Origin of the sequence: Lysinibacillus sp. Y5S-8 (assembly GCF_036894365.1) — a bacterium.
Lineage (GTDB): Bacteria > Bacillota > Bacilli > Bacillales_A > Planococcaceae > Lysinibacillus > Lysinibacillus fusiformis_D.
On the sequence record NZ_CP145889.1, the window covers coordinates 3,315,220 to 3,341,528 of the forward strand.

Annotated in this window: 25 protein-coding genes and 1 pseudogene; 14 read left to right on the top strand and 12 right to left on the bottom strand. The window is 36.5% G+C overall.

Going from position 1 to position 26,309, the window contains the following annotated elements:
• Nucleotides 1–16: 16 nt before the first annotated feature.
• Nucleotides 17–1,000: a DUF3196 family protein gene (locus tag V6670_RS16105; RefSeq protein WP_338651658.1), complete on the bottom strand. Its 984-nt coding sequence runs from the start codon at nucleotides 998–1,000 to the stop codon at nucleotides 17–19.
• 215 nt (nucleotides 1,001–1,215) lie between these two features.
• On the opposite strand from V6670_RS16105, the gene V6670_RS16110 reads away from it, so the two are divergent.
• From V6670_RS16110 to V6670_RS16140, 7 genes are all read left to right on the top strand, one after another.
• Nucleotides 1,216–1,680 carry a hypothetical protein gene (locus V6670_RS16110; protein ID WP_036123947.1) on the top strand — a complete coding sequence of 155 codons (465 nt, stop codon included), beginning with the start codon at nucleotides 1,216–1,218 and terminating at the stop codon, nucleotides 1,678–1,680.
• 241 nt (nucleotides 1,681–1,921) lie between these two features.
• On the top strand, nucleotides 1,922–2,764 hold the full coding sequence (locus tag V6670_RS16115; RefSeq protein WP_338651659.1) for a DUF2785 domain-containing protein: 843 nt from the start codon (nucleotides 1,922–1,924) through the stop codon (nucleotides 2,762–2,764).
• 830 nt (nucleotides 2,765–3,594) lie between these two features.
• Nucleotides 3,595–4,488 (top strand): cytochrome aa3 quinol oxidase subunit II, encoded by an 894-nt coding sequence (gene qoxA, locus V6670_RS16120; protein WP_338651661.1) that lies wholly within the window; start codon nucleotides 3,595–3,597, stop codon nucleotides 4,486–4,488.
• A 56-nt stretch (nucleotides 4,489–4,544) separates the two neighbouring features.
• Nucleotides 4,545–6,488: a cytochrome aa3 quinol oxidase subunit I gene (gene qoxB, locus V6670_RS16125; protein WP_141905002.1), complete on the top strand. Its 1,944-nt coding sequence runs from the start codon at nucleotides 4,545–4,547 to the stop codon at nucleotides 6,486–6,488.
• A 1-nt stretch (nucleotide 6,489) separates the two neighbouring features.
• Nucleotides 6,490–7,089, top strand: coding sequence for a cytochrome aa3 quinol oxidase subunit III (gene qoxC, locus V6670_RS16130; protein WP_004226587.1), 600 nt, complete (start codon nucleotides 6,490–6,492; stop codon nucleotides 7,087–7,089).
• Nucleotides 7,089–7,373 (top strand): cytochrome aa3 quinol oxidase subunit IV, encoded by a 285-nt coding sequence (gene qoxD / locus V6670_RS16135; protein ID WP_004226585.1) that lies wholly within the window; start codon nucleotides 7,089–7,091, stop codon nucleotides 7,371–7,373. Before qoxC ends, qoxD begins: the two co-directional genes overlap by 1 nt.
• 299 nt (nucleotides 7,374–7,672) lie before the next feature.
• Complete coding sequence (locus tag V6670_RS16140; protein WP_338651662.1) at nucleotides 7,673–8,530, top strand: DUF6612 family protein; 858 nt, start codon at nucleotides 7,673–7,675, stop codon at nucleotides 8,528–8,530.
• A 52-nt stretch (nucleotides 8,531–8,582) separates the two neighbouring features.
• Here the strand turns inward: V6670_RS16140 and V6670_RS16145 are convergent, their stop codons facing one another.
• The 7 genes from V6670_RS16145 to V6670_RS16175 form a co-directional block, all read right to left on the bottom strand.
• Nucleotides 8,583–9,002, bottom strand: a complete 420-nt coding sequence (locus tag V6670_RS16145) for a universal stress protein (protein ID WP_036123932.1) — start codon at nucleotides 9,000–9,002, stop codon at nucleotides 8,583–8,585.
• Nucleotides 9,003–9,053: 51 nt separating this feature from the next.
• Nucleotides 9,054–10,133, bottom strand: coding sequence for a sorbosone dehydrogenase family protein (locus V6670_RS16150; RefSeq protein ID WP_141905001.1), 1,080 nt, complete (start codon nucleotides 10,131–10,133; stop codon nucleotides 9,054–9,056).
• 634 nt (nucleotides 10,134–10,767) lie between these two features.
• Complete coding sequence (locus V6670_RS16155; RefSeq protein ID WP_186436205.1) at nucleotides 10,768–10,932, bottom strand: hypothetical protein; 165 nt, start codon at nucleotides 10,930–10,932, stop codon at nucleotides 10,768–10,770.
• 152 nt (nucleotides 10,933–11,084) lie between these two features.
• Nucleotides 11,085–11,501 (bottom strand): YugN family protein, encoded by a 417-nt coding sequence (locus tag V6670_RS16160; RefSeq protein WP_141905000.1) that lies wholly within the window; start codon nucleotides 11,499–11,501, stop codon nucleotides 11,085–11,087.
• Nucleotides 11,502–11,637: 136 nt separating this feature from the next.
• A complete protein-coding gene (locus tag V6670_RS16165; RefSeq protein ID WP_141904999.1) occupies nucleotides 11,638–12,591 on the bottom strand; it encodes an alpha/beta hydrolase in 954 nt (317 codons plus the stop codon).
• A 32-nt stretch (nucleotides 12,592–12,623) separates the two neighbouring features.
• Complete coding sequence (locus V6670_RS16170; protein ID WP_186436204.1) at nucleotides 12,624–13,349, bottom strand: SDR family oxidoreductase; 726 nt, start codon at nucleotides 13,347–13,349, stop codon at nucleotides 12,624–12,626.
• A gap of 26 nt (nucleotides 13,350–13,375) precedes the next feature.
• A complete protein-coding gene (locus V6670_RS16175; protein ID WP_141904997.1) occupies nucleotides 13,376–15,001 on the bottom strand; it encodes an NAD(P)/FAD-dependent oxidoreductase in 1,626 nt (541 codons plus the stop codon).
• Between the two features lie 144 nt (nucleotides 15,002–15,145).
• Here V6670_RS16175 and V6670_RS16180 point away from each other — a divergent pair, with 144 nt between their 5' ends.
• The gene (locus V6670_RS16180) at nucleotides 15,146–15,841 is read left to right on the top strand and encodes a helix-turn-helix transcriptional regulator (protein WP_058844352.1); all 696 of its coding nucleotides are present in this window, start codon (nucleotides 15,146–15,148) and stop codon (nucleotides 15,839–15,841) included.
• Between the two features lie 116 nt (nucleotides 15,842–15,957).
• Here the strand turns inward: V6670_RS16180 and V6670_RS16185 are convergent, their stop codons facing one another.
• The 4 genes from V6670_RS16185 to V6670_RS16200 form a co-directional block, all read right to left on the bottom strand.
• Complete coding sequence (locus V6670_RS16185) at nucleotides 15,958–16,419, bottom strand: SAM-dependent methyltransferase (RefSeq protein ID WP_141904996.1); 462 nt, start codon at nucleotides 16,417–16,419, stop codon at nucleotides 15,958–15,960.
• A 99-nt stretch (nucleotides 16,420–16,518) separates the two neighbouring features.
• The gene (locus tag V6670_RS16190; RefSeq protein WP_141904995.1) at nucleotides 16,519–17,709 is read right to left on the bottom strand and encodes a Ger(x)C family spore germination protein; all 1,191 of its coding nucleotides are present in this window, start codon (nucleotides 17,707–17,709) and stop codon (nucleotides 16,519–16,521) included.
• Nucleotides 17,706–18,803 (bottom strand): spore germination protein, encoded by a 1,098-nt coding sequence (locus V6670_RS16195; protein WP_036124259.1) that lies wholly within the window; start codon nucleotides 18,801–18,803, stop codon nucleotides 17,706–17,708. Before V6670_RS16195 ends, V6670_RS16190 begins: the two co-directional genes overlap by 4 nt.
• Before the next feature lie 21 nt (nucleotides 18,804–18,824).
• Nucleotides 18,825–20,492, bottom strand: a complete 1,668-nt coding sequence (locus V6670_RS16200) for a spore germination protein (protein ID WP_036124257.1) — start codon at nucleotides 20,490–20,492, stop codon at nucleotides 18,825–18,827.
• A gap of 406 nt (nucleotides 20,493–20,898) precedes the next feature.
• Here V6670_RS16200 and V6670_RS16205 point away from each other — a divergent pair, with 406 nt between their 5' ends.
• The 6 genes and pseudogenes from V6670_RS16205 (at nucleotide 20,899) to V6670_RS16230 (ending at nucleotide 26,231) form a co-directional block, all read left to right on the top strand.
• A complete protein-coding gene (locus V6670_RS16205) occupies nucleotides 20,899–21,903 on the top strand; it encodes a hypothetical protein (protein WP_338651663.1) in 1,005 nt (334 codons plus the stop codon).
• A 648-nt stretch (nucleotides 21,904–22,551) separates the two neighbouring features.
• Complete coding sequence (locus V6670_RS16210; protein ID WP_338651664.1) at nucleotides 22,552–23,679, top strand: hypothetical protein; 1,128 nt, start codon at nucleotides 22,552–22,554, stop codon at nucleotides 23,677–23,679.
• Between the two features lie 174 nt (nucleotides 23,680–23,853).
• Nucleotides 23,854–24,543, top strand: a pseudogene (locus V6670_RS16215) (serine hydrolase domain-containing protein); the annotation flags it as partial.
• A gap of 261 nt (nucleotides 24,544–24,804) precedes the next feature.
• Nucleotides 24,805–24,906: a YjcZ family sporulation protein gene (locus V6670_RS16220; RefSeq protein ID WP_139149540.1), complete on the top strand. Its 102-nt coding sequence runs from the start codon at nucleotides 24,805–24,807 to the stop codon at nucleotides 24,904–24,906.
• Nucleotides 24,907–25,398: 492 nt separating this feature from the next.
• Nucleotides 25,399–25,749, top strand: coding sequence for a hypothetical protein (locus V6670_RS16225; RefSeq protein ID WP_338651665.1), 351 nt, complete (start codon nucleotides 25,399–25,401; stop codon nucleotides 25,747–25,749).
• Between the two features lie 17 nt (nucleotides 25,750–25,766).
• Nucleotides 25,767–26,231, top strand: coding sequence for a hypothetical protein (locus V6670_RS16230; RefSeq protein ID WP_338651666.1), 465 nt, complete (start codon nucleotides 25,767–25,769; stop codon nucleotides 26,229–26,231).
• Nucleotides 26,232–26,309: the final 78 nt, after the last annotated feature.

Genomic DNA, 26,309 nt, shown 5'->3' on the forward strand with positions numbered 1-26,309 from the left:
TCAACTTATTTCATACCTAATGTAGTTCTGTTAGCTTTTCTAACATTTGTAAAAAGTCGATGAGTTCATAGTCCATTTCCTGCACATTACCTAGCATCGCTGAGACAAAATCAATATAACTATAGGCAACATCATCGGCTTCGAATGGATGCCATTCAAACGGATACGTTACAATAGCATGTTTCGCCATTAAATATTGTACCATTTCTAATGTCGTTGGGTCTTGTTCTAGCTTCTTTTCTATTATATTTTTTATCTCGCCATACTGTGGTAGCTGGTTAGGTAATACTAACTGGGCAGGATTAACGTTTTTGGTTTGCTTAAATTTGGCTATGGTAACGTCAATGGCTACTTCTTGTTCCACTAATAAAATTAATGCCAAGCTCTGGACAAAAGGATGAATCGTTGAACATTCAATAATCGCTTTTAGTGCCGTTTTTAATTGTCTTACATTTGTATCCATCAGACGATGTAAACGAATGGATTGTTCATTTGGAGTAAGGGCACAAAATTTCTCCAGCTCATATTCCTGTTCCTCTATTAAAAGCTGAGCATTTTCTCTTTTTTCTAGATTTTTAGACACTTCTCTATTTAAACTCTTCAATCGTTCAAATTTCTCCACTTGATCATGAGGTAATACATTTTCTTCAAGAAGCGTCGTAATTAATGTCTCAACCTGATGGTATTCTTTCAACTGCATACATATTGTAATGTACAATTCCATCACTTCCACATAAAGTGTCGTTCCCATCGTAAATAACTGTTCACAAACACCTTTTGCTTTGTCATAATCTTTTAATTCGTATAAAGCAAAGGCATATGCACTGAGTGCAAATTCATCTCCCGCTTCATAGGCAAATGCCTTTTCAAAACTGGCTACCGCTTTTTCATATTGATAATTCTCAGCAAACATATGCCCTTCACGTAGTAACGTTTGGACAGTGCCAGGAAAAACAACAATATTGTCATGTTTAAGAACATGACGCTTTCGTTTTGTCATTTTTCTCACCTCTTTATTTCTATTTTTCATTTCGGTTATTTACTAAAAAATCCACAAGTTTCTTATTTTTAACAAAAAATCATTGCTTTACATTCATATTTTGTAATAAATTGTATTATAATTAGAATAATCTAAAATTTATTACAAATTGCGGACGCTCTTTATTAATGTCTGCTACTTCAAGAAAATCAAGTTCTTAATAAGGAGTGGAATCCATGCAATTACTAGATACAATCACAGAATTTGATCATTGTATCTCATCTGCATTTGAGGCATTATCAATTAAAGTCATTTCATTTTCTACAGCGGATGGACCTTTTCAAGATAAGCCGATAGAATTTGAATTTTTAACACGCACCAAAATTGACGTCTATACGCAAGAAGCCTGCACCTATATTTTACGTATTCAAGGGTGTATTCCTGGTTCTATTGCACTTGGTCATCAAAATGAATCACTTGCCATTATTCCTCAAAAAGTAAACATTGAATGTAACTACAAGCTGTTACATGTTGATAAAAAAGATATGCAGCAAATTTTACAACATCCTGAGCCAAATCATCATTACAGTGAATGGCTTATTGATGCGATCAAAAATACCCACATTCTTGTCGAGTTAAAAACAAATCAGCACACCCTTATTGAATGGCCCATCGGCATAAAAGCGGCGATCATCGTCTAACTAGACTAAGACATACTTAAATAGGTATGTCTTTTTTTATTGTTCACATTTAAGCTTTACCATTTTGTAGCGTTTCTATCATAACAACTTTCTATAGTTTCTGGAAATAATATTGTAAAAGTTATATTGGTAATTAGCCACATATCCTTTCTTCATATAATGAAGGTTTCAAATTGCTCCATTCGAAATAAAAAAGGCTATAATATATAGTACAAAAATGATGATGGGGGCTTTCTCAAATATGAACATTAAAGAAACATTACAGTCTTTTTCTACAATGACACTTTCTGAACGACAGGCATTTATGCTACAGCATAGTGATTGGTTATTACAAGAAATGTTAGCTCATATCGGCTCAGTTGATGCAGAATTACGCGACCACCTAATTTATCGGACTTTCATTGAATTACTAAGTGACAATTTATTAACTCCCCAACAACTACACTATTTATTTGAAACAGCAATTAGCGAGGATTTCTTATATTTACATATTGGTGAAAAAGCTACAGATAGCGTCTTTACTCGTTCATTTTCTGCTTTACTTGTAGCAGGGCTTCTTGCAAAGGATGCTGAATTATTAGTTTTAAACGATGATGACTTACACATTTTCTTTAAAAAAATCGGACGCTATCTATTATTGGAGCAGGATATAAGAGGTTATGTACAGAATAAAGGATGGGCACATAGCATTGCACATGGGGCTGACTTAGCTGCAACGACCATTAAACATCCAAAATTCGATTTACAATACGCACCATCAATTTTACACGCATTAAAGCTTGTAACTTGGAAGGACAATGTCTATATCAATGATGAAGAGGAGCGCTTAATCAACATAGTTGACGCACTATTACAACAAAATTATTCCGAAGAAGCACTAATAGAGTTTGTAGAACAGGCTTTTGATAGATTTGAAATGCATTTAATGACACAAGGTTATAATAATTCCTTCTTTAGTGGGCGCACCTGTACCTTAAACTTTATGAAAACATTGTATTTTTCGTTGAAAATGAATAATAAAGCACATCAACTGCAAAACACGATTTATGGGCAAGTTTCTAAATGGCTAAAGCTCGGGGATTGACAGTCAACTTCAAAAATGCTGATTTACTACATTTCCTTCTCCATAACTTAAAAATTTTCTAAAACACCAGCAAACTAGGACAAGTCTTAGTTTGCTTTTTTACTTTTCAGATAGAATAAACAAAGTAAAAAATTGGATACTAAAGAAAAGTAATAATTATATTAACATAATTAATAACCCCCTCCAATTATTCCCTTATTGCAAATTCCTTACATTGAAAATTCATCCTATAGTTTCCACACAACGCTATTGCGTGTACTCCTTTTTTTAAAAAAAGGCAAACGAAAAGTGTTGTAACGACTTATTAGGCGCTGATTTTATTACAAAACAGCGTCCAAAATGTGAAATGCTATTTTTCACAAAAAAATTTATTTACTTAGGTAAACATGAGGAATCCAGTATTTTCAACGTTTCCACAGTGTTTATTAATAAAAACCTATAAATACCAATACTAAAATAACGATTTTCGTTCAAAAAATGTTCAAATTCGGTGTCGTCTTACTATCATTTTCATAACAAAATTATGTTTTTTCTTAAAAACAGGGCGTATAATCCAATGTGCAAACAACGACAAAATGTGACAATCGTAGTCAGGCAAGTACGTCTTTAGAAACGATTGCACATCGCTTTGATTTTGCTAACGCTTGCATCACATCAATCAACACTAGATTTTATGTTTCATATTGAACCATGCCATTGTAAATTCTTACGCTGTTGATTGATACTCCAAGATAAAAGAGGTGACCTCAGTATCTACTATTTGTAAATGTGAGACTGACAAAAAACACATGAATTTTATGAATAGCCGTTCTTATAGAAAGGAGTCAAACATGAAGAAAAAATTAAGTCTAATGTTTGTAGCATTGAGTGCGCTTGCTCTTCTTGCTGGTTGTGAACCATTAACAGTGTTCAACCCAAAAGGACCTAATGCCGAAACATTATCAAACACAATTATCTTATCCATTATTACAATGGCCTTTATATTACTAGTCGTGTATGTGCTTTTAGCCTTTATGCTAACAAAATATCGCGCATCAAAAGCATCTGCAGATTATGAGCCTCCTCATGAAGAGGGTAGCCATCTTCTTGAAATTACATGGACAGTAATTCCAATTATTATCGTAGCTTTCTTAGCTGTTGTTACAGTAAGAACAACTTCTACAGTAGAAGCTCAACCTGCGGGTTATGACGATAAGGAGCCTTTAGTTATTTATGCATCATCATCAAACTGGAAATGGCACTTCAGTTATCCTGAAGAAGGTGTTGAAACAGTTAACTATGTAAACATTCCAGTGGACCGTCCAATAGAGTTTAAGCTTTATTCATTTGGTCCAATTACAAGTTTCTGGATTCCTCAATTAGCAGGTCAAAAATATGCCATGAGTGATATGTTAACAACGATTCACTTGGCTGCAGATGAAGTTGGTTCATTTATGGGACGTAACTCTAACTTTAATGGTCGTGGCTTTGCAGAAATGGAATTTGAAGCACAAACTATGACGCAAGACGATTTCGATCAATGGGTTGCTGATGTCAAAGCAAAAGAAGCACCATTAACTGAAGAAAAATTTGACGAGCTATTAGAGGCGGAGCATGTTGGTCGCCAAAGCTTCTCATCTACACACTTAGACTTCAGACCAGCTCCAATGGAACATGGTAAACACATGAATATGGATGACATGGATCATGAGGATATGTCTGAAGAACATTCAGGACATCACTAATTTTTTATTCGAACGAATATTTACATTCATTTTTAATTTTGAAAGGAGCGCATCCAATGAGTATGGAAGAATTATTCCATCCAATGCAAGAACCGATGATTTTAGCGGCAGCTATTAGTATCGTAGTTGGTGCAGTGGTTATCGTAGCAGGCCTTACTTATTTCAAAAAATGGGGCTATTTCTACAAAAACTGGCTATCAACTGTTGACCATAAAAAAATCGGGATTATGTATATCGCAGTAGCCTTATTAATGCTATTCCGCGGTGGTATCGATGCACTGTTAATGCGTGCACAAACAGCCGTTCCAGATAACGGACTTCTTGATGCACAACACTATAATGAAATTTTCACAACACACGGTTTATTAATGATTCTATTTATGGCGATGCCATTTGTTATCGGCTTAATGAACATTGTCATTCCACTTCAAATCGGTGCACGTGACGTTGCTTTCCCACGTCTAAACGCTGTCAGCTTCTGGCTATTTGCAGCAGGTGCTGGTTTATTAAACTTATCATTCATTATCGGTGGTTCACCAGACGCTGGTTGGACAGCCTACTTCCCTCTTGCAAGTACGGAATTTAGTCCGACTGTAGGGAATAACTATTATTCTTTAGCACTTCAATTATCAGGTATTGGTACTTTAATGACAGGTGTTAACTTTATCACGACGATCATTAAAATGCGTGCCCCTGGTATGACATTAATGAAAATGCCAATGTTTTCTTGGTCTATTTTAATTACAAACATTATTATCGTATTCGCGTTCCCAGTATTAACTGTAGCGCTTGCACTTATGATGCTTGACCGTCAATTCGGCACAAAATTCTTTGCAATGCAAGACGGTGGTATGGATATGCTTTGGGCAAACCTATTCTGGGTTTGGGGACATCCTGAGGTTTATATCGTTATCCTACCTGCTTTCGGTATTTTCTCAGAAATCATTGCAACATTTGCACGTAAAAACTTATACGGTTACAAATCAATGGTGATGAGTATGGTGGTCATTTCCCTTCTATCATTCGTAGTTTGGGCCCACCACTTCTATACAATGGGTCACGGTGTAATGGTTAACAGTGTTTTCTCTATTACAACAATGGCAATCGCAGTTCCTACTGGTGTTAAAATATTTAACTGGCTACTCACAATGAGGCACGGGAAAATTCAATTTACAACACCGATGCTTTATGCACTTGGCTTTATTCCTATCTTCACTATTGGTGGGGTTACAGGGGTTATGCTCGCGATGGCAAGTGCCGACTACCAATATCATAATACGATGTTCTTAGTTGCCCACTTCCACTATGTATTAATTCCAGGTACAGTATTTGGTGTACTTGCAGGTTACCACTACTGGTGGCCAAAAATGTTCGGTTTCCGTCTAAATGAAAAATTAGGGAAAGCTGGCTTCTGGTTCATTGCCATTAGCTTCAACGTAACATTCTTCCCACTATTTATTTTAGGTTTAGATGGTTATGCTCGTCGTATGTACACTTATTCAGAGTCTACTGGTTATGGTCCATTGAACATGTTATCGTTCGTCGGTGCGCTAGGACTTGCAGTCGGCTTTGCATTAATTGTTTATAACATTTACTACAGCTGGAAACATATGCCTCGCAATGAAAAGGCAGATGTTTGGGATGGTCGTACACTTGAGTGGGCTACACATTCTCCAGTGCCAGAATACAATTTTGCTATAGTACCGACTGTTACTCGCTTAGACGAGTTTTGGTTCGCGAAAAAAGAAGGTCGCGATATTACAGCAGGTAAAATTGAAAAAATTCACATGCCAAATAATACAGGCACACCATTCTGGATGAGTGGATTCTTCTTCCTAGCAGCATTCTTTGCTGTGTTCAATCTGTGGATTCCAGCCATCATCAGTATGCTTGGTGTATTTGGCTTCATGATCCATCGTTCATTCGAAAAAGATCATGGTCGTTACATTTCAGTTGAAGAAGTTATGGCAACTGAGAAAAGCTTGAGAGGTGATAAATAATATGAAAATCGATTCTTCACTTCCATTAGAATATAGTACAGAGGAAAACCGTCTAAAAATCTTTGGTTTCTGGATTTTCCTTGGCGCCGAAATCGTGTTATTTGCCACATTATTTACAGTGTATTTCACACTTCATACACGTACAGGTAGTGGACCAAATGGTGCCGAAATTTTCGAATTAACTCCAGTTCTATGGGAAACATTCTTATTATTAACAAGTAGTTTCACAATTGGTCTTGGTGTTCATGCAATGCGTATTGGTCGTAAAAAAGCGATGATGACATTCTTTATCATCACTCTTTTACTAGGTCTTGGCTTCTTAGCTATTGAGATAGATGAATTTGTCACTTATGTACACGAAGGTGCGACGATTCAAACAAGCGCATTCTTATCGTCCTTAATGACTTTACTTGGAACGCACGGTGCCCACGTAACATTTGGTTTCTTCTGGGGCGTAGCTATTTTAATCCAAGTGGCTAAACGTGGTTTAAATCCACAAACAGCGAACAAAGCGTTTATCTTCTCATTGTACTGGCATTTCCTAGACGTTGTTTGGATTTTCATCTTCAGCTTCGTCTACTTGAAAGGACTGATTAGCTGATGAAGGAATTATTCCCAAAACAACATGTGATGGGCTTCGGCTTCTCACTATTACTAACAATTGTAGCTTTAGCTGTTGTTAAATTCGATATGTCTCTTAATATGGCATTTGGAATTTTACTAGTAACTGCCCTTGCACAAGCAACTGTACAATTAGTATTATTCATGCACATCGGTGAATCTGAAGATAAGAAAACGTTGTATACAACGATTTTATATTCAGTATTCGTAGGTGTAGTAACAATCATTGGTACATTATTCGCCATGATCTGGGGTTATAATTAATCCATTACATCAGGGCATTATCGTGATCAGCGGACACTTAAATCTCTGCAGAACAAAGATAATCAAAAAAGCTGTCCCAAGCAATTGTCATTGAACAATTGCTTGGTGACAGCTTTTTCTTTTTTAATTATGGCTTCTGTACCTTTATTAATTTTCACATGTTTATCACGTGCAGTTGTGAAAAGAATGTTATTTTTTTAATAAAAGCTTAGTCTTTTTTAAAAAATAACGAAACTTTTCCTTTTTTAGGGCGTATAGTAGTAGATAGTGTTTTTTACCAAGAATAGGAGATGAAAGTAATGAAGAAAATTTTTAAAGTATTAGCAGTTGGGACACTAGCATTGACACTTGCAGCTTGTAACTCGAGTGCTACCCCTACGAAAGACACAACTAAAACAAGCAAACTCACTTTAGAACAAGTGTATAACAAAGCAGTGGACCGCCAGGCTGACATTAAAAGTGCAAGTGCCAATATGGACATGACACAGGTAACAAAGGTTGGATCTGGTAAAGAGGCTATGGAATTTTCTATCGACTCTAAAATGGACATGGACATCATTGTTGACCCACTTGCAATGCATTTGTCAGGTTCAATGTCGATGCCCGATATGATGAGTGAAGGCGAAGAAACAACGGACATGCCAATAGAAATGTACATGAAGAAAGACACTGGTCTTTTCATGAAAGATATGACAACTGATAGCTGGATCAAGCTACCTGATGAGAATTTTGATGAGATTTTAGATCAAACGGCTGCTTCTGCAGATGCGAAAGAACAGCTAGAACATCTAAAAAAATTCATTGGTGATTTTAAATTTGAACAAACAGACGATGAGTATGTCCTTACATTAGAAGCAAAAGGCGATAAATTTAAAGAGCTAATTGATTCTGAGATCACTAAATCTATCGAGGATATGGGATTAGAAGAAAATCCAATGGATCAATTAACAATTGAAAAAATCAACTATGTATTACACATCGATAAAGAGACTTTCGATACAAAAAAAATGGATATGAATTTTGATTTAAAAATGGCCGTAGAAGGTGACGAATTAGTCATGAATACAAAATCAGTCGTTACTTACACTGATTTCAACCACCTAAAAACAATTGATATTCCTCAAAGCATTATTGATAACGCTCAAACAATCGAATAATGAAAAAACCTGCTTGTCTACTAGCACAAGCAGGTCTTTTTTATTCTAAAAATTAACGGACAATTAGCACATCACATAGAGCATAGCGCACTACTTTCTCTGCAACAGATCCTAACATCATTTTCTCCATACGATTTAACCCCGTTGCACCACAGACAATTAAGTCCACATTCGGTAATTGCGTTAAAATACCTTTTGGTGAGCCTGCTTCTACTACAGATTCCACGGTTTTGACTCCTGTCTGCAATGCCTCTTTTTCCAGCTGTTCCATTTTTACAACGTTTTCTTTCTTTAGTTCCTCCGCATATTTCAAATCATATGCAGATACCGCTCCAAATGATTTTGTATCAATGACGTTCACTAATTGCAAAATAGCATTGTGTTGCATAGCTAAGTGACTTGCTCGATCCAATGCTTTTAATGATTGTTCCGAGAAATCAATTGCCACTGCGATTTTAAGATAATTAGCCAATGTTAGTCCTCCCCATTCCTTATACCCTTCTATGTCTTCACAAATAGTATATCACAATGGTATCCGATATAGTTTATCGTCCTGTGACTGTGGGCTTCCTCGACCATCTGTATTATTGCTAATAAAATAAAGAAATGCGTCATCCACAAAGACATCACGAATTCTTCCAAATTCCGACAATCGTTCAATATGTTTGTTTTCTTTCACAGCAAACGCTAACACTGCACTACCTCTTAAAGCTGCGACATATAATTGATCATCCATCATATCAATGCCAGATGGTGCCCACGTTTTAGAAGTACCTGATGTAAAGAGAGGTGTGATCATACCTTGCTGTTTCTTTGTTCCTTCAATATCGGGCCAGCCATAATTCTTCCCCTTCTCGATTATATTAATTTCATCGTTTGCGGCATTGCCATGCTCACTGGCATACATCGTACCATCTGTTGCCCAGGTCAAGCCCTGTGGATTTCGATGTCCATAGCTGTATACATAGGACTGTGGAAAAGGATTATCGTTCGGTATGGAGCCATCCAAATTGATGCGTAAAATTTTCCCCTCTAGAGCATCTAAATTTTGTGCTAAGGAAGGTTGCGTCGCATCACCTACTGTTGCATACAGTTTACCATCAGGCCCTATTTTTAAACGACCACCATGATGATATGTACCACTCTTTATCCGATCTATGATAAGATCCGTTTCTAACCACTTATTATCGTTCAAGGTTAATGTAACAATTCTATTAAACTGCTCGCTTCCTTCAACATACGTATAATAAGCAAAGGCAATCTGTTTGTCTGAAAAATTAGGTGCTAATACAAACCCCAATAAACCAGCTTCTGGCGCTGTTGAAAGCTCCTTATTGAGGATGACCTGTTGCCTATCAACTGCTCCTCCTTCCTCAATTTTCACAATACTACCGGGCCTTTCTGCTACATAAAAAACAGTACCATTTTTTTGAATCGACCATGGTGTTTGCAATTGATTTGCTAGTATTTCTACTGTTGAATTTATTGAAGGAGCCATGCGCGCTTCCTCTTTTTCTAAGCCTCCGTCATTCTTGTCCTTAGGTGGCGCGCAAGCAACACATAAAACCATTACTAGCAGTAATAATGGCATGATACATTTCATTGTTGTTCACCCTTTCATTTTTAATGCGTTAAGAAAATAGAAAAAGACGTCCCCTAGACGTCTCTTAGTGTTGAAAAACAAAACGATCTATAGAAATTTTGTGAAAGGTAAAAATAGATTTCCGTTGCAGGCTACTTGCTTTCCTGTGGGCGAGCGCCGAGCCGCTTCCTCCGCTACCGCTCCGTGCAGGGGCTCGCCTGTCTCGCTATCCCACGGGAGTCAAGTAGCCTTCCACTCCAATCCATAAAGATGTTTCTTTTTAACAAAGGTTTTCAAATAAAGTGAAGGTGTTCCCTACTCTTTATGAAGAGGTGTTGTCACGCATCACTTCTCCACATTGAAAATAAGGAGCTTTCCTTTCTCTCATCAGGCAAATAAGGAGCGATTTTGATCGTGACGGCTCGTATGAAAGAGAAAGAAAAGCCACTTTTGCCAAATGGTTGATTGAAGTGGAGCCAGCGTCACTCCTAGGGGATTTAGCGTCACAGCTGAGACCCTGGAGCGAACGGAAGTGAGTGAAGCGGCTCAGCGGACGCCCCCTGGAAAGGACGCTGGCGGAACGGAAATCACCCCCTCGCTAAAAGTTCTTTTTCTGCTATTGACATGATCTTATTTCAACAACATGAGACGTCCCCTAGACGTCTCTTTTATTACCTTTTATACCTTCAAAAGTGATTATTTCACCAAATGCTTTTGTTTTCGCTAACACATCAAGATACGCTTCTTTTCGATGGATGAGTCTTTCTTGTTGCAATTTCTGATGGGAATGTTGAAAATCATCTATAGCTATTTTGTCCATAAACTCACCTCTTCTAGTAGTGTACGTTAACACTATTATAATGTTGGAAAATTCTTACGACAATTCTATTTCTATTTTTGATTACAAGTTCCCAATAATGAAAAGGATAAAAGGCATATAATTTTAGCCATTAGCTATTCAAATTTATCTAGCTAATGCATAAAAAAAGGTAGCACTTTTTCTTCAACAGCTTGTTCGCCTGCTTGAATCCATCTACTTTTATCGTGAATATACCCGTCTTTATCAAGCGGAGTTTGGAATTGACTAACACCAGTTGCATCAAGTAAAGACCCCTCATCATAATCTAGACCTATATTCTCAACATGCTTAATGACAAATGGTTTTTGAAAACGAATTTGGGCATCCTCATTATCAAGTTCCCCTGATGTTACGATAAAGGGAACACGCAAATAAATAGTTTCCCCTGCCTCTTTCCATAATACCGAATCGAAGCTTCCTTTATAATACTCCCAATTCCCACCAATCGTAAAACCTCGATTGGCAATTTTATCACGTAAATAGCCGAAACCAATCTCTTTTCCAACAATTTTTGAATCAAATTGTAGCAATTTGTATTCTCCTCCTTTCACTCGATAAAAGTCTAACCTAAAAGGTGGCATTACAAACTAGTTATGATGTAATTATGATTGCCAAAAAAGTCTCGAAACTTTTTTAAATCAAAGTTTCGAGACTTTTGTAAGTTAATTATAAAGGCACTGAAATCTTTCGATGCAAAACATATTTAGCAGCTTCTACATACTCTGTGGCAGCCCTTTGACTGACTGCGGCTGTTGGAACAATACTTTCAAAGCCATGATAGCAACCTGGGTATAAGTGGAACTCGACATCTACTCCAGCCTGACATAGCTTTGTCACATATTGTAAAGTCTCGTCACGGAATGGATCTAATTGGCCAACACATGTATACGTAAACGGTAATCCTGATAAATCATCTGCTCTAGCTGCTGCGGCATATGGTGACACATTATCGCTGCCGTTCTCTCCATTCAAATACATTTCCCAGCCTTTTTGATTGAGCGAGTGGTTCCAGATCATATGTCCCGTAATTTCTAATGAAGATGGTGTGTTATTCCGATCATCTATCATTGGATATAGAGGCATTTGAAAACTAAGCTTTGGATAATTACGATCTCGAGTAAGTAATGCGAGTGCAGCTGTGAGCCCTCCTCCAGCACTTGCTCCAGCAATTCCTAACCGACTGGGATCAATCCCTAATTCGTCCGCATGATCTGCTACCCATTTTAACGCAGCATAACAATCTTCAAGTGGTGCTGGATAAGGATGTTCAGGAGCAAGTCGATAGTCTACAGATACAACCACACACTTCGCTTCATTAACAAAGCGCTGACAAAGTAAATCATCTCCTTCTGGAGCACCTAAGACATAGCCGCCGCCATGAATCCATAGCAGCCCTGGAAAAATTTCTTTCTGCTCCTTTGACTTATAAATACGAATACGAAGAGAATCGTTGTCATCAGGCCCTTGAATCACTTTATTTTCAACTGTTATCCGTTCATCTATCGGAGCTGGCACAGCAACGGCTGCCATTCCTTCTCTTGTTGCCTGTACATTATCTAAATCTAATGGGGGGAAAATTGCTAACGTTTCTCTTAGTTCTGAATCAATACGATGTTCCATTAAAATTCTTCCTTTCTTATTTAAAATATTTTTTACGATGTTAAACCGCCATCAATTGGTACAACAGCGCCATTCACATAAGAGGCTTCCTCCGAAATTAAGAAAGCGATTACATTTGCGATTTCAGAAGCATTTGCTAATCTTCTTAGGGGGCCGTTTTCCTCTGGACTGGACGTTAATCCCTTTGTCATATTAGTCATTACACCACCTGGACAAATAGCATTTACTCGTATACCGCTAGGACCATATTCAATGGCAGCAGTTCTAGTTAACCCAATAACACCGTGCTTACTAGCAGCATAGCCGCCTAAATAGGGTTGTCCTTGTATTCCTGCCGCTGAAGAAGTATTCACGATGACACCTGACTGTTGTTGCTCCATCTCTTTTAATACATATTTTAAGCCTAAAAAAGTTCCTTTTAGATTGACCGAAATGACGTTATCAAATGTCTCTTCCTCTAAATTTGCTAGTAAAGATGGCGGGCTTAACACACCTGCATTATTGATGAACGCATCAATTCTACCAAATGCTTCTTTTGCAGCCTCCACATATTTCTTCACGTCTTGGCTTTTCGAAACATCTGCGTGGACAAAGATAGCCTGTTGTTGATGTTCCTTCACAGCGTGTAGTGTGTCTTGACCACTTTTCTCATCAAAATCTACTAATACTAATGCCTTGTCCTGTGTGGCTAGTAATTTTGCTGTTTCTCTCCCTATACCATTTCCTGCACCTGTAATAATGACTACTTGTTGTCCCATATTGATATATGCTCCTCTCTTGCAAACTATGATATTGATTTTAATCTCATTAATTTAAAGCCTTCATAATTATTTTGAGCCACCTCATGACAATGCTTTGTATAATAATCAAATCCGCCCAGATAAATTAAAAAACTGCGGGGTTTACCTTCAATATTAGCTCCCGTATACCAGGAATCACCTTTGACGTAAAGTGTTGTGTTAGCAATCTCTCGACAATGCTTGCTCCAAGCTTCCTCGGCTTCTTTATTTGGTTCCACAAGGTCAATGTTATGCTCACGCAAGTAATCGATACATTGTGCAATCCATTCTACATGCTGCTCAATAGCGATTGGCATATTCACGAGGACAGATGGACTTTCTGGACCAGTAATCATAAATAAATTAGGAAAACCTGCTGTTGTTAGTCCGAGATATGTTTGAACAGAAGCACCATCCTCCCATTTTTCCTTTAATGTCTCACCGTTCCTTCCCCTTATATCAATTTTAAATAATGGTCCTGTCATGCCATCATAGCCTGTTGCAAAAATGATACTATCTAAATCGTAATGTTCATCCGTCGTTTGAATGCCTGTTTCTGTTATTTTTTTGATAGGTGATTCTTTTACATCCACCAGTACAACATTCTCCCTGTTGTAGGCTTCAAAATAATCACTATCTAAAACCTGTCTTTTCGTTCCATACATATACTTCGGACATAATTTTTCTGCTACCACAGGGTCTTTCACAATTTGTCGTATTTTAGAGCGAATAAATTCCGCTGCTTTTTCATTGGATTGTTCATTTGTTAACAAATCATCATAAGTGGCTGCGAAGGCAAAACCGCCTTGTGCCCAAGCTTCCTCAAAAACCGCCATCCTTTTATCATCACTATCCTCCATTGCAGATTGCTGATTTTGTGCAAAAGGTGTACCTGATACAGAATTTCTCATCGACTGCTTTAAAGCTTCGAAATTTTGCTTGGTTTCTTTGATAAAGTTCTCATCATATGGATGATTACGAGCTGGAATCGTATATTGTGGTGTCCGTTGAAATACAGTAAGCTGCTCTGCTTCTTTCGCAATTACAGGTATGGCTTGAATACCACTGGAGCCTGTCCCGATAATTCCTACTCGTTTCCCTGTAAAATCAACCTTTTCATGTGGCCAATGCCCCGTGTGATACCAATTTCCGCTAAACTGTTGCAGTCCTTGAATGTTAGGAACATTGGCAGCAGACAGACAGCCTATTCCTGTAATAAAATACTTTGCTAAAATGTGCTGTCCGTCGTTTAGATAAACAATCCATTTATGACGTTCCTCATCAAAATGTGCTGCAGTGACCCTTGTATTAAATTGGATATCCGTTCGCAATTGAAAGCGATCTGCCACGTAATTTAAATAACGTAATATTTCCGCTTGTTCTGGAAATCTAGATGTCCAAGTCCATTCTTCATACAACTCTTTTGAAAATGTATAGTTATAATAGATGCTTTCTATATCACATCTAGCGCCCGGATAACGATTCCAATACCAAACACCGCCTACACCATCTCCAGCCTCGCATACAATGGTAGAAAAACCTTTACTCCTCAGCTGATGTAACATATACAAGCCTGCAAAGCCAGCGCCTAAAACAACTGCATCCACCTCTTTAATTGTTTGGCTACTCATCCACTACACCCCTCACTCCAATAAATTATTAAATACAAATACAAGAAAATACTGGATTTCCTTAGCTTAAATACTACAACTTACAGAAAATATTGAAAATTCCTTATTTTAAGCGTAGTATATACTTAAAAAAGGGGATAGGTCATGTCCAATCTTTATACCATTCAAAAACGTTTCGACACGGTACAAAGTTATGCCAATCATGAAGAGCTGTTGATACATATTTTGCAGGTATATTTAGATTCTTTTCCTATCAAAGATGCCTACTTATTAAGGTATTCTCCAATAGGCTTTGTAGCTGAAGGAATCATTTTTTTGAATGAATCTGGAGGTAGTCATATCGGTGAAATTCGAGAGGAGATTCGTAGCTTCCCTATTATTTATGCTGCTATTGAGGATAAGAAGGCTAAATTTTGTACAGGAATGGATTATTTAAAAAATATAAGTATTAAATATTCTATTCCCTCACAAAATAATTCATTTTTAATCATTCCCATCTTCATTGGCCAATATGTTTTCGGTTATATTTGTAGTACACAATTGGAAGAAGAAATCGCTATAAATGAAAAGCTATTGGATGACATGACAGCTTTTGGAAATGTTATTGGTCAACTTATCATGCAAGCTAGAAATAGCAAAAAGGAAGGTCTTCTTAGCAAACGTGAGCTGGAGGTGATGAGACAGGTAGCACAGGGGGGAAGTACGAAGGAAATTGCAGATTTTATGGATTTAAGTGAATTAACTATTACCCAATATGTCAAATCCGCTATCAAAAAATTACATGCCAGAAATCGCTCTCATGCCATTAGCATTCTTTATCAAGAGGGAATTATTCTATAAAAATTCAAGGGGAGCATGCTACTCCCCTCGATTACTACACAAATATGCTCTGCATCCATCGCATAGTGCAACAATATTCTTAAAAATGCTCAAATGTCTTCGCTTTAACAACTTTATTACCCCCAGTAGGCCTTCATTAAATCTATTGACCATGCTGGCTGTTGAACATCCTTTTTAGGTAAAAACTCTTTCATCACAGGCTTTATATCTAGTATAGGTGTGCCATCAATGGCATCTAGCCCTTGGACGATTAATGCTCTAGGTTTGACCTCTAATAACTCAACGATTGTACTTCCTAATTTATTGGGTCTATTCTTACCCCTTTGCGCGAAAATGCCGACCTCGGGATAATTTTGATTATTTCTAGGATGTCTCGCCTCATATTGGATCTGATCGTCTGTAACTTTATCAAAATAAAAAATAATTTCTAGATGAGAAAAATCTCCTATTCCTTTTAAGGATGCCTCCTGGATATGATCAGCAAGTTCAATAGTTGAAATAATCTCTCCCCAATGATCATCTTTTATCATTTGCCGATTGTTATAAACTGTAGCGATTGATTGAACGGTATATTGCATGTCTTTTATCTCCCATCTTTTCGAATGTTTAATAATACGGACTTTAATTCCAGTATATACAAAATAGACAAAAAAAGATGATTAACCTCGTTAATCACCTTAATCACCTGACGTCCCATAATCCTTAATGGTTACATTCACTTCACATGTGATTGGAACCTCACTAAATGTTTGATCCCAATCTTTTTTTATTTTTTGCCATACCTTTGGATAATCTATTCTTATTTTATTGCCAAATCCAGCAACATCCGTTTGAAATTCATGTTGCGTTTTTTCCAAAACCTTCTTCACTAATCGTTCAATCTCTTTTTCAAATACTTTCTCCGCTTTTTTCAAAAATCGATTGTCAAATGCCTTATCTGATAGGACCCAATGTTCAGAGATTCTACCCTCTGTTTGAATTTTTATGGTAAAAGAGATTTGGTCTTCCTTTATGAGAGGAATAATTTTACTTTTAGCTGAAATAATTTCATAGATAATGGGCGCCCCCGACTCCTCATCAAAGCCTTTGACTAAACCACCTTTCCCTTTGCCTGTTATCCATGCAATTCCTTCCAAGTCACTTTCATTTAAAAAGCCACGCAACTTTTTCGTTTTACCTTCAATGACAGCAGCTCCTGCAAACCTTACTTCCCCATCTTCCGCTAACACATTTTGCAATAAAAAGCTCGAGTCTGAATAGAGCTTTCCTTCTAACTTGGCAACGGTCATCGGTGGTAAAATCTTAGTCGTCCTTTCATGTCCCTCCATCATTTCCACTAATTGAAAAGCTGGAATTTTCGTTGGTTCATTCGTTTCAAGTGCCTGACTTGCACGATTTTGAGCAATAAGGAGCAGGCCACTCGGCCGTATTTCTAATTCTCTTAGAAAAAAATCTAGCGTTTGTTGAAGATTGACGGTACTGGCTAATTCTTCTCCAATAATAATCACTTTGGAATGTTCAGCAAAGGAGCGTTTGTCAACTTTTAAAAGCATATTTCGTAATGTTGGCAATACCGCATCACCCGTTTCAGTGACATTTTTATATGCTTTTTCAGGTAAGGTACCCTCTTTCGTTCCGGAAACTGTTGTCTCTGATGTAATGAATTGATTGGTAATTGTTAGCAGATCCCTATTTGCATATCTAGCATCTTGTTGCTCCTCAGAAGATACATCGCCCGTTTCTAAATCCAATGATGTGCCTACAATAATACCTAAATCCTCAATCTCTTTACTGCTCCAGCAACCAGTAAGAAGAAAGGATATAGTCATTAATAGAAGGTATCGGATATATTGATGTTTTCGCTTCATGCTTTATTTCCTCTCCATTTCGATATAAGGAGTAAAATTATAGGTACGGCACCAAATAAAATTAGTGCAGCATGGCCAATCTTATCGCCAAATGTAAAAAGATCATTAATATTTTTTGGCGTCATCGCAATGATATAAATAATCGGTAATAATCCGTATAAGAAAGGATTCATACTTTTCTTAAAAAGTTGAGCTAATCCTAAAGCAGCTGCATAATAGGTAATCGAGAAGGTAGCAAATATTTGCATAATCCAGATGACCAGTAAAAACGACTCAAAGCGTTCAAAAATTAATCCAGGAATTTCAAAACTTCGCATCAATTCAATCGTTGGCCATGTCCTTGTCATAACCCCTTCAATGGATAGAGCTCCAATAACCATAACAACTGTAATAACATAAAAAAGTAAAGGAATCGTTATGCCCACTAGTACAACCTTTACAGCTTTTGATTTATCTGATGGATACATAAATGCTACTATAAGCAGCATAATTTCAGGACCTAAAAATGCCAGTGTCGCTGTTTTGATCCCCTTTAACATGGGTACAACACCCAAACCTAATACTGGTCTAAGATTATCGATTTCAAAGATTCCTAAGCTTAAAAAGGCCACGAGCAAAAAAATCACAAAGGTTATAGGGAAAATAATTTCAAACAAACGAGCAATTGTATTGATGCCACCACTAATCAAATAAATCCCTACCCACAAAAAAGGCAAAATGATAGCCCATGTAGGTGTTCCTTCTAATAAGAAGAGAGAGGTTACCTCAGCCATTATGCGAACCTCAAAAGCAGAAATGGTAAAAAAATAGACAATTACACATATACTTATGAATGAGCCCAACCATTTCCCTATAATATCTTGATTGTATTGATAAAATGTTTTGTCAGGATATTGTTGGCTTAGCTTGACAATAATTACGCCCGCAATCATGGCAACAACTCCACCTAAAAAAACACTAATCCATACATCCGGCGTTTTTACTTTTTCTACAGATGCACGAGGTAAGGTAAGAATTCCAGTGGCAAGAATATAGTTAATAATAATAACAACTGCTTGTGATGTCGTTATTTTATCTTTTAAAGTGCTGTTCATGGCTGTTTTTCTCCTTTCCTCTTATTTCCCTTTGCGGATAGAATCTTTTGGCTTTAATAATCTCGGACGATGTTTCATCACCCTGAACGGCATACGAACCATAAAGTCTTTCCAGTCACCTGCTCTATACGGAACAGTAGGACTAAGATATGGTACGCCGAAGCTCTTTAGTTTCACTAAATGACTGCAAAGGAATAAGAAAAATAGGATGATGCCATATAGTCCAAATAAAGCAGCAGAAAACATCGAGACAAATCGCAGCATTCGTAGCGTGATGCCAGCATTATATTGGGGAATAGCAAAGGAGGAAATGGCCGTTAGTGCAACAACAATAACCATAATTGGACTAACAATTCCTGCCTGTACTGCTGCTTCTCCAATGACAAGCCCCCCAACAATTCCCATTGTCGGACCAATCGGCTTAGGCAAGCGAAGGCCCGCTTCTCGTAGTATTTCAATGGCAACCTCCATAATGAGAGCTTCGATTAATGCTGGGAAGGGTACCCCTTGCCTTGTCCCCATCATAGACAACGCTAGTTTAGTGGGGATTAACCCCTGATGAAACGACACAAAGGCAATATACAAGGATGGTCCAAATAAAGTGATACCTGCAGCAAAATAACGAAGCAAACGGATAAGAGAGCTAGGCAACCAACGTTCATAATAATCTTCTGGTGACTGCAATAACATATTAAATGTGACAGGTACAATTAAAGCAAAGGGAGTGCCGTCTAATAGAATTGCAACTCTTCCTTCCAGTAAAGCTGCAACAACACGATCAGGACGCTCGGTACTCTGTACTTGCGTAAACGGACTAAGGTAATTGTCCTCAATCAATTGCTCAATATAACCTGATTCAGCTACATCATCCAAATTGATTGTTTCAATCCGTTTCCTCACCTCTTTGACGAGATCAGGTTCCACAATTTCATCTATATAGGCTAAGACTAACTGTTTTTTTATTCGCTCCCCCACTTCCATTTCAATAATAGATAAATGTTGGTTTTCACCATGTTGCCTCAATAAAGAAGTATTGACACTTAATTTTTCCGTGAAGCCCACCCTTGGTCCACGTACCAATGCTTCAGAAACAGGCTCCTCAAGATTTCGAGTCTTTCCATGTGCGGTACCAATGATAAATACACTCGGTATACCGTCAACAATTAATACAGTAGATCCAGTTAATACTTTTCCCACGGAATTCATGACATTCGATTCATCTATAAGATCACTCACTGGTAGGATTTCATTTGCAATCAATTGTTGTAATTCATAACCTCTTATCAACGTGGAACTTTCTGAAAGTCCATTCATTAATGATTTTAAAATATGCTTGTCAATCAGCTCTTTATCGCATAACCCTTTAAGAAAAACGATGGCTGCACGATTACCAGTATTTCCAATGTGAAATTCTCTGAAATGAATATCCCAATTATGACCAAGTTCTTTCCTCATTAGTAAGAGATCTTCACTGTAATTACCTGTAAATTGCTCTAACGTTTTTTGAATAGGTTTATGCACCGTCTCACTTTGATCACTATATTCTTTTATATCAATCTTGCCGTTGCCCTTTTTGACAATAAAAAAACCATTAAACAATTTGAAAATCAAATATGGAATGAAAAATGCTAAAAAGCCCTGAAAAAAAACTTGCCAATGCGGCACATAGGAAATCACCTTTTCCCACATATTGATCACCCTCTTTAGTACAATCGTACAGAGTATCCCTACATGTTTTTAGCATTATCTAAGCAACGGCATTTTAAACTTCTAATCCCCAACATTCTTCTCAAAACAAGACATCTGCTCTTTGATAGCCATAAAAAAAACCAGCCTCAAATAATTTGAGAACTGGTATTAATAAATTGTTGAGGTATTGGATAAGTTGACTTGTCTTTCCTAAGTATTCTTCAATATCTATTCTACTTACTTTCTAAATCCAATTTTCTTTAACGAAATTGATTTCATGCGTTATGAGCAGGACTCCCCATTCCCCTCTCATACCTTATTTCCACCTTTAATGTTTAGGATAAATGAAATCTATTAAATAGGATATGGTATACTAGCTACTATGAAAAATTAGAAGGTGAAATTTATGCTAGAAGTCAGTGAAAGTAAATTAGCACAATATAGTCTACATTTTGTGAGCGAAACGCTTATTTTAGGAGAAGAAGCCTTGTCTCAACCCGAAGTCATGCTAGAAGCAGCCTTTACACAGCTTGCATTTAGTAAAATAGATATGGAGCAGCAATACGAATTTTTCCATGAAACCAATATTGAGCTTAATGAAGTTTTTACGTATTCTAAGACTATTTTTGAACAGAACAGTAACTTTCTAGAACAGTCACAAAATATGGCTAGGCACTTACATAGTGTCTCACAACATCCAAACATCAAAAGCGGTGAACTGTTTATTGGTTTGTTCGAAAATTGTTTACTATTGAATGAGGCTAAAAAGGTTATTGCCATTGTCAAAATTGATGAAAAAGAAATATTTTTAGATGTAAAAAATGACCACAATCAAATGATTATCAACGGCGTTGATGGTATTAACGTCAAGAAAATAAATAATATGGCTATCATTGTTGATATGGGATCAGATCAAGCACCTGCTGTGTTTATGAAAACTAAACGTAAAGAAGATATTGTTTATTGGCAAGAACGATTTTTAAAAATTAAAGCAGCAGATGAACATTATCATAAAACGGATTTAGCATTAGCTGAATGTAAAAAATACATCTTAAAGGAAGAAAATTATACAAACACGGAGAAGCTGGGACTTCTGAATAAAACACTAGATTATTTTAGAAATGAAGAGGAGTTTCAAGTAAACCATTATATCGACACCGTATTTGAGCAAGCAGATGCTAGCCAAAAAGATATCATCATCAACTCAGTCAAACCCTATGAAACAGTCATTTCGGACAGTGCATTAGAAAAGGCTGAGAAGAAGTATAAACGTAAAATCAAACTTGATGCCAACATTGAAATACAAGTAAATATTCAACATATCGATCAAATAGATGAGCTGATTGAAGTTGGCTATGATGAGGCAACGAATCGTAAATTCTATAAAATTTATTTCCAGGATGAACAGTAGAAAGGGCATTCATTTTTTATGAAAGCTGATTTAACATAAACAGATAAAAAATAATGATTCCCATTTCAGGTTATCCGCTTTCCTGTGGATTGGCGTTAAGCTACTTCCTTCGCTATCTCTACGTGCAGGGTCTCAAAAAGGCTCGCTTACCTACTGGAAGCGGAGACTTTCACTATAGTCAGCTAGTCAGCAGTAGTGGCACATTTTAAACATTGGAATTCAATTGATGTTCATCAGAAAGTGCTCCTAAAGCTTACAATTAGGAGCACAAAGCTAAAACCATCATACTCTGCACTAATGCCTTCGTTACTCGTGAAATTCCCAGGACGTACTCGGTCGTAACGGAAAACGCTCCTCTCCTTGCAGAATAGTAACGTTCAGTTCTCTTTCTCCCTATAGAAAACACTTTCGTCATGTCCTTGTACATATACTCCTCCCTTCAATCTAAATAAGACCCAATCCTTTGTGTAAGTTGTACTGTAAATAATGGCTATTTTTCAAAGCAATCGGGTACTAAAAAAGAGAGGACATGTCTTGAACTCCGCTCTTTGATTTCTTTAAAAATTTTAAAAAAAGATAAAACCTTTTCAATTGGTAAAACGTCTAATTATTGGTAACACAAGTTAACCTAAAGGAGAATTGATAAACATGAAAAAACCTGTTAAAAAAACATGGCTATTGGCTTCAGCACTAACACTAGGAATGGCTGTATTAACACCGCTGCAAGCTGGTGCAACATCTGTGGAAACAACAAATAATGTCATAATGCAAATAGAACAAAAAATACAAGGTACCGTTAAATATTTTGGTGGTGATGGCCTTACCATCAAAGGTACAGATGGCAAAAATTATTATATTGGGTTACACAAATTCTCTGATCAGCAAATCGAGCAATTGAAGTTAGTGGAAGGACAGGAAATTTCAGTTGAAGGTAGCATTATAGAGGATTACTCGGACTTCTATACCTTTGATGTGTACAAAAAATCACTACCTAAGGGAGTAACGAAAGAAGAGTTAATCCAATTAGAAAAACTCTTTCATGACATGAAAAAAGCAGGAAAAGAAGAGAATTATGAGGAAATGGAACGTCTCTATCAAGCGATGGATAACATCACAAGACCTTATGAATTAGCAAACTGGCAACCTGAGCCGTTTGAAGAATTTATCAATGAAGCCGCATTTACTGAAAAGAACATTGTTATTAAAGCTCAAGATAAAGAGCAGTTGAAAACTCTTTATACAGAATGGATAAAATTTATAAAAGAAGATAAAACGGAAATGGCACAAGAAAAAATAGATAAAATTTACACGATCCTTGAGCCGTATCACCAAGAGCTGTATCCGCCACTAACGTTTGAGCAATACATGGCGGACATGGAAGTAGATTTGACAAAAGAGGAACTCGCAGAGCTAAAATCTATCTATGATGAAGCTCAAAAAGCAGATAAAGATAAAAACGAAGAGTTATCAATGAAGCTTTGGGATCAATTCTACGAAAAGTTGAACTCACATTTTAAATATGAACAAATTTCCTTTGAAGAATATATGGCTGATATTGAATTCGAAATTAGTCAATCGGATTACACAAAATTAAAACAACACTATGAAAAAGCTGTTACCCTTGAGAAAGATGGGGAAGAAGAAAAAGCTGGTGAGCAATGGGAAGCCTTCTATAAAATTTTAGATCCTTATTATGAGGCCAATAAAGATGTTCTCGTCTCTGCATCTAAACTCATAATTAATGGGCAAGATTTACTTCCAGAGCAAACTAAATAAATTTTATTGGGGCTCTCCTATTGATATAGGAGTAGCCCTTTTTGAGTTTTCTGATGTGACAAAATTGTCATGTTATCCCTCGAATAGTCATGTTAATCGATGGTTTGACCATATTTTGGTTGTTATAGTAATCCATGTTGTAACAAATATATTACATTCTAAGGAGAAAACAACCTGACACGATTAATGAAAAAATCGATGATGATTGCTGTAATATTGATCTTTTGTATTTTGATACCCAAATTAGTACAGGCAGCATCAAATGATACAATTAGGAAAATTGATCAATTTATTGAGGAACAGCAAACCATTAGCGAAATCCCAGGCCTTTCGGTAATCATTGTTGATAAAGGGAAAACGGTATATCAAAAGGGCTTTGGTTTTGCAGATATGAAAACAAAAACGCCTGTCACTCCTCATACCCTTTTTGAGCTAGGCTCCACATCAAAAGCATTTACGGCGCTTGCTATTCTGCAATTAGAAAATCAAGGTTTGTTAAAACGCTCTGATAATGTTCAAAAATATATCCCTTGGTTAACATTAGCCTATAAAGGGAAGGAACAGATCATGACAATTCAGCAGTTATTGTCACATACAAGTGGAATTCCCTCTAATTCAATTACTCGAATTCCAGAAAGCACGGCTGATAACGCCCTTGAGCTAACGGTCAAAACATTACTGGATCATCCATTAAATCGCAAACCAGGTAGCTCCTTTGAATATGCAACGATTAATTATGATGTCTTAGGACTAATGATTGAGCATGTTTCGAAACAGCCATTTGATCAATATATCCAGCAAAATATTTTACAACCTATTGGCATGGATCAATCTTTTGTAGGCGTTCATCAAGTACAATCTAGCGGCGTTTTTGAAACTTGACATTTATTTTTTTATAAAAGTATCACCGCTTCATTTAAGCTAAAACACTAGCTACAATTCTGGATTGGGTCATTATAGAATAATCAATTAGACGAATACCCCTCTCCTTTCAATATCCCCACATACAATAAATTGAAGAAAGGAGAGGTCACAATGGGATACTTTGGAAACACAGGCGGTTTTAATTGTTGTTACGGAGGCTATAGTCAAGGCTTTGGTCAAGACTATGGCGGAGGTTATTGCATGGACTACGGTAAAAATAATAGTTCCACATTCGTTTTAATTGTTGTTCTATTTATTCTTTTAATTATTGTAGGCGCAACTTTCGTGCAAAAAGAATATTAATATGAATCATCTTTCACTGTAAGAAAACGAATATAAGCTAGTTGGCAACTATCGATCATGTCGTTACAGCACCATAACAAAAGGGTCACCTCCAGCTGGTGACCCTTTTGTTATGGTGAGAACACCTTGTTGATGTCATTATAAAACTTGCCTCGTCAAATTTTGTTAGTCCACAATTAGGTAAAAAGCCAGTTCTTTTCCCAGCTTTTCATCGGACTAGGCGTCTTTTTTAAGGAAATGCTATTGTTCTCACTTCAATTTCCGTTAATTCAATATAACCAATAAGCTAGACATAATTGAATAAAATGATAGAAATTCCAGATGCACAATTCGAGGAAAGTTTTATATTGAAAGATGGCAGAGAAAAATAGAACAGATAGCAAATAAAGTCGCCTGTTTTTCATTTCTCGCTTTTCATCATAAATAAATCTTGCTATCATTTCTTTATTTTCAGCAGGTAAAGACGTAAAATAGGGGAAAATTTATAGTTTATTGAAGAAATCTGGTAAAAAGGATGAGGTAAATGCATTAGCAAGATTAGGGAAAGTTCAAAAGTTTAATAGCAGAGGAATCTTAATCGATGGAAATTCTAAGACTGGATGGCAACATATTGATAAAAGACATGTGTCAGGAACTGCTGCTACAAAAGGGACAACACTTTTTCCAAAACACCTTGGTGAGGCGAAAATTAAAAATTTAATTATGGAGTCTCTAGAAAAAGGACAATTAGCAAGTGTTAATCCAAAAGATGGTATTGATGAAATGACAACAGTTGTGACAGATAATTATGTTATAAAAACTTCTTACCCAACCAGTGGGAAATCAGTCATCACTAAAAAATAATTAGAGGAGAGCACTAAATGCGAATAAAATTTAATGTCGATGAAGATATATTCGTTTTAAAAAACGAGGATCTTGGTTATGATTACTATTTCGATAGTTATTTAGAAGTATTAGTTAATGATGGAGATGTCGAAGAATTACTCTTTTCTACAACTATGCACAGTACTATTGTGATTGAATTAAATGAGTTATTAATACAACTTCATCAAACAAATGAAGTACAAAAATTAGACCCATTTGGAAACGCTAATATTATTAGCTTTGAAAAGAAAGGTCATCATCTCATTATTACGAACTACAGTCAATTATCTGGTAATAATGAATGGATACATACTTTCGATTTATTCGATTTTACAAGTGCTTATATTAATGAATTAAAGAGATATTTAAATTCTTTGATGGCGGTAGATAGTAATGTAATAAAATATAAAAGTTTTATATATCTTAAAGAAGGGTTAGACTCATTACAAGCAATTAATTAATAATAATGGAGTAATTCCCTTCCAAAAACAGAGAATCATATGAACTAACCCCATAAAAGTCAGATACTAATTTAAACT

Excerpts from the sequence above, each read along its gene's own strand:
- qoxA (WP_338651661.1), top strand. The coding sequence starts at position 3,595 with ATGAAGAAAAAATTAAGTCTAATGTTTGTAGCATTGAGTGCGCTTGCT.
- V6670_RS16190 (WP_141904995.1), bottom strand. The coding sequence starts at position 17,709 with ATGAAGCGAAAACATCAATATATCCGATACCTTCTATTAATGACTATA.
- V6670_RS16230 (WP_338651666.1), top strand. The coding sequence starts at position 25,767 with ATGCGAATAAAATTTAATGTCGATGAAGATATATTCGTTTTAAAAAAC.
- V6670_RS16220 (WP_139149540.1), top strand. The coding sequence starts at position 24,805 with ATGGACTACGGTAAAAATAATAGTTCCACATTCGTTTTAATTGTTGTT.
- V6670_RS16110 (WP_036123947.1), top strand. The coding sequence starts at position 1,216 with ATGCAATTACTAGATACAATCACAGAATTTGATCATTGTATCTCATCT.
- V6670_RS16105 (WP_338651658.1), bottom strand. The coding sequence starts at position 1,000 with ATGACAAAACGAAAGCGTCATGTTCTTAAACATGACAATATTGTTGTT.
- V6670_RS16150 (WP_141905001.1), bottom strand. The coding sequence starts at position 10,133 with ATGAAATGTATCATGCCATTATTACTGCTAGTAATGGTTTTATGTGTT.
- V6670_RS16155 (WP_186436205.1), bottom strand. The coding sequence starts at position 10,932 with ATGGACAAAATAGCTATAGATGATTTTCAACATTCCCATCAGAAATTG.
- V6670_RS16195 (WP_036124259.1), bottom strand. The coding sequence starts at position 18,803 with ATGAACAGCACTTTAAAAGATAAAATAACGACATCACAAGCAGTTGTT.
- qoxD (WP_004226585.1), top strand. The coding sequence starts at position 7,089 with ATGAAGGAATTATTCCCAAAACAACATGTGATGGGCTTCGGCTTCTCA.
- V6670_RS16205 (WP_338651663.1), top strand. The coding sequence starts at position 20,899 with ATGCTAGAAGTCAGTGAAAGTAAATTAGCACAATATAGTCTACATTTT.
- V6670_RS16115 (WP_338651659.1), top strand. The coding sequence starts at position 1,922 with ATGAACATTAAAGAAACATTACAGTCTTTTTCTACAATGACACTTTCT.
- qoxC (WP_004226587.1), top strand. The coding sequence starts at position 6,490 with ATGAAAATCGATTCTTCACTTCCATTAGAATATAGTACAGAGGAAAAC.
- V6670_RS16165 (WP_141904999.1), bottom strand. The coding sequence starts at position 12,591 with ATGGAACATCGTATTGATTCAGAACTAAGAGAAACGTTAGCAATTTTC.
- V6670_RS16200 (WP_036124257.1), bottom strand. The coding sequence starts at position 20,492 with ATGTGGGAAAAGGTGATTTCCTATGTGCCGCATTGGCAAGTTTTTTTT.
- V6670_RS16175 (WP_141904997.1), bottom strand. The coding sequence starts at position 15,001 with ATGAGTAGCCAAACAATTAAAGAGGTGGATGCAGTTGTTTTAGGCGCT.
- qoxB (WP_141905002.1), top strand. The coding sequence starts at position 4,545 with ATGAGTATGGAAGAATTATTCCATCCAATGCAAGAACCGATGATTTTA.
- V6670_RS16180 (WP_058844352.1), top strand. The coding sequence starts at position 15,146 with ATGTCCAATCTTTATACCATTCAAAAACGTTTCGACACGGTACAAAGT.
- V6670_RS16210 (WP_338651664.1), top strand. The coding sequence starts at position 22,552 with ATGAAAAAACCTGTTAAAAAAACATGGCTATTGGCTTCAGCACTAACA.
- V6670_RS16140 (WP_338651662.1), top strand. The coding sequence starts at position 7,673 with ATGAAGAAAATTTTTAAAGTATTAGCAGTTGGGACACTAGCATTGACA.
- V6670_RS16185 (WP_141904996.1), bottom strand. The coding sequence starts at position 16,419 with ATGCAATATACCGTTCAATCAATCGCTACAGTTTATAACAATCGGCAA.
- V6670_RS16170 (WP_186436204.1), bottom strand. The coding sequence starts at position 13,349 with ATGGGACAACAAGTAGTCATTATTACAGGTGCAGGAAATGGTATAGGG.